The organism is Vibrio sp. (assembly GCF_050299255.1).
Taxonomy (GTDB): domain Bacteria; phylum Pseudomonadota; class Gammaproteobacteria; order Enterobacterales; family Vibrionaceae; genus Vibrio.
The window spans coordinates 1-2886 of record NZ_JBNKVP010000155.1; the positions used below are offsets into that span (position 1 = coordinate 1).

Annotated in this window: 2 protein-coding genes and 1 pseudogene; 2 read left to right on the forward strand and 1 reads right to left on the reverse strand. The window is 49.0% G+C overall.

Features of this window, described 5'->3' with window-relative positions; translation table 11 throughout:
* Positions 1 to 298: 298 nt before the first annotated feature.
* Positions 299 to 1058, reverse strand: a pseudogene (locus ACQY6F_RS18640) (IS5 family transposase).
* A 121-nt stretch (positions 1059 to 1179) separates the two neighbouring features.
* Here ACQY6F_RS18640 and ACQY6F_RS18645 point away from each other — a divergent pair.
* Positions 1180 to 2321 (forward strand): IS630 family transposase gene (locus ACQY6F_RS18645; protein WP_428776590.1). Its coding sequence is split into 2 segments (ribosomal slippage): positions 1180 to 1615 and positions 1615 to 2321, totalling 1143 coding nucleotides; the frame shifts between segments, so codons are not numbered across the junction.
* 266 nt (positions 2322 to 2587) lie between these two features.
* Positions 2588 to 2886 (forward strand): hypothetical protein (locus ACQY6F_RS18650; protein ID WP_428776591.1); only part of this gene is annotated, 299 nt, incomplete at its 3' end.

Consider the following 2886-nt stretch of genomic DNA (forward strand, 5'->3'; position numbering starts at 1 on the left):
CAAGGGGCTACATCATGGCTTGGTTAGTCTGTCCGATTTTGTGCGAATGATGGTCGCCCTGGCTGAACGTGAGGATCGCCGCTTGCGTTTGGTGCGTCTCTAAGCTTTTCTGCTCTCATTCACGAAAGGATCCGCCTTTGTATCTGCCCCAATCTGGATGATCAGCCACTGGCTTGTTTCAAATCAAGCGCTGTTCTTGCCCCTTGTCTGTCCTCTTTGCCCGATACAACTACCCCTTCTATTTTGCCTTTCAACTTCCTCGAACACCGACTCACTGTTACTAGGTTGTGTTGACATTTCAACGTAACCAAATCATGACGCTCGCCAATTGCACAAAGCCAAGATAACGAATGGCGAGTTTGTCGAAACGAGAAAAGACCCGACGAAAATGCTTGATTTTGCCGATGAAGCACTCAATCAAATGCCGTTCGCGATAACGCCACTCATCATACACATGTGGATTTTTGGCATTCCGCTTGGGTGGGATCACAGGTTCTGCTCCATTGGCAATGATCTTGTCCAGAAAATCTTGAGCGGCATAGCTGCGGTCAGCCAAAACGAAATCAAAATCCAGGCCATCGATCAACTGATCGCCTTCGGTGATGTCATGGCGCTGCCCAGCCGTCAAACGCAAGCGCAGCGGATAGCCCAAGCCATCAACGGTCACATGGATTTTGGTACTGAATCCGCCTCGACTACGACCCAGCGCCTGTTCGGCTTGACCACCGTTTTTTTTGAGCACCGGCAGCACAGGGATGCGCACGGACAATCGTGCTATCCACCATGCCGTTCTCCATATCTGGGTTATCGGCGAAGTGTTCAAGCATTCGTTCCCAGACCCCATTGTCACACCAGCGCGCATAGCGCTTGTAGACACTATTCCAGGGTCCGTATTCGGCGGGCAGCAAGCGCCATTGGGCGCCGCTGCGCGTTATCCAGAGCACGCCTTCCACGAAACGGCGGCATTCGGCCTCGTTTCCCACATAAACACGGGTTTCAGCTTTTAAGAAATCCCGTATTTTGTTCCACTCTGCTTCTGTTAGTTTTATGGTTGCCATTTAGCTACCATAATCGTTTTTTACCAAATGTCAACAGAACCTAGTAGTCTGACAGACATGATTTGCCGGATAGAGAAAAATGGGGTATTCTTTTCGGAAAGCAAGTAGGGAGTGCGAAAAGATGCCAGCAAAAATATACCGGGTGACATTGACAGATGAGGAACGGGAAGAATTAACAGCTCTGGTGAGCAAGGGGCAAGGAGTAGTCCGCCGAATCACACGTGCTCGGATGCTGCTCCTGGCCGATGAGGTACGTGAGGATGGTGGGTGGAAAGATGCTGACATAGCACAAGCCTTAGGTGTCCACCAGAGAACAGTGGAGCGCGTGCGTGAAAATTGTGTGTTACACGGTTTAGAAGCCGCCTTAAATCGGACACGACCGAAGAAAAGGAAGGCACGGAAATTGGACGGTGTAGGGGAAGCGCGTTTGATACAGTTGGCGTGCAGTGAAGCGCCTGACGGACACGAACGCTGGACCATGCAAATGTTAGCTGACCGGCTCATTGAATTAGAGGTCGTGGAAACGATTTCTCGTGAGACGGTACGCACGACGTTGAAAAAAACGAACTCAAACCCTGGTTGAAAGAACAATGGTGTATTCCTGACCAAGAGAGTGCGGCCTTTGTTTGTGCGATGGAAGATGTCCTGGCTGTATATCATCTTCCCTATGACCCCAAATGTCCGTTAGTCTGCTTTGATGAAGGGCGCAAACAACAAACCAAAGAAAAACGTCTGCCGTTGCCAAGCCAACCCGGAGCAGTTGCTAAATACGACTACGAGTATGAACGCAATGGCACCAGCAACTTGTTTGTCTTTTTCGCCCCGTTAGAGGCTTGGCGTCACATCAAAGTTACTGACCAGCGCACTATGATTGATTGGGCGCATTGTATGCGGGATTTGGTAGATATTCATTTTCCAGAAGCTGAAAAGATTGTGGTAGTGATGGACAACCTCAATACGCATAAGCTGGCATCTTTATATGAGGCATTTCCACCGGCTGAAGCACGGCGCATCGCTGAAATACTGGAAATTCACTACACACCTCTGCACGGCAGTTGGCTCAACATGGCTGAAATCGAATTGAGCGTTCTGCACCGGCAGTGCACAAGTGCTCGCATTCCAGACCAGGATACTCTAATCGCTCAGGTTACCGCTTGGTATGAGCGCCGTAATCGACACCAATCAACCGTACATTGGCGTTTTACGACAGAAGAGGCTCGTATCAAATTACACAGCCTCTATCCGACAATTGACGTTTGCTAGACTACTAGTGTACGATGTTGGTATTTAGTTTAGGGTGTCGAAGTTTGTGATCAATACAGTATACCTTATCATACACCCAGATTTCCGCTACAGAAATCTGGAAATATGTTTTTTGAATCGCGCAGTTACACACAATATCCTTCATTCCCGGCCCCAACAATCGACAAGAGATCCAGAAGGCTACGAGACAATTCAGTTTTCGAGCATTTGAACCTCAACTATACTTGAAGTATCACTCCAAATTAGAATTATGAGGAGCGTTAATTATGCCAAGCACGCTATTGATGACCAAGTTGTACATGCCGCCTGTTCGTCGCGATGCCTTGACGCGTCCTCGCCTACTCAACTGCCTCAATGAAGGTTTGACACGGAAACTAACCCTGGTTTCTGCTCCTGCTGGTTCCGGCAAGACAACGCTTTTGAGCGAATGGATCCGGCACGATTCAATACCAGCGGCGTGGCTGTCACTTGATGACAACGACAATGACACTGCTCGTTTCTTGATGTATATGATTGCCGCGCTACAAACGATTGAACCTGGCATAGGCGAAACGGCGCTAGCAAT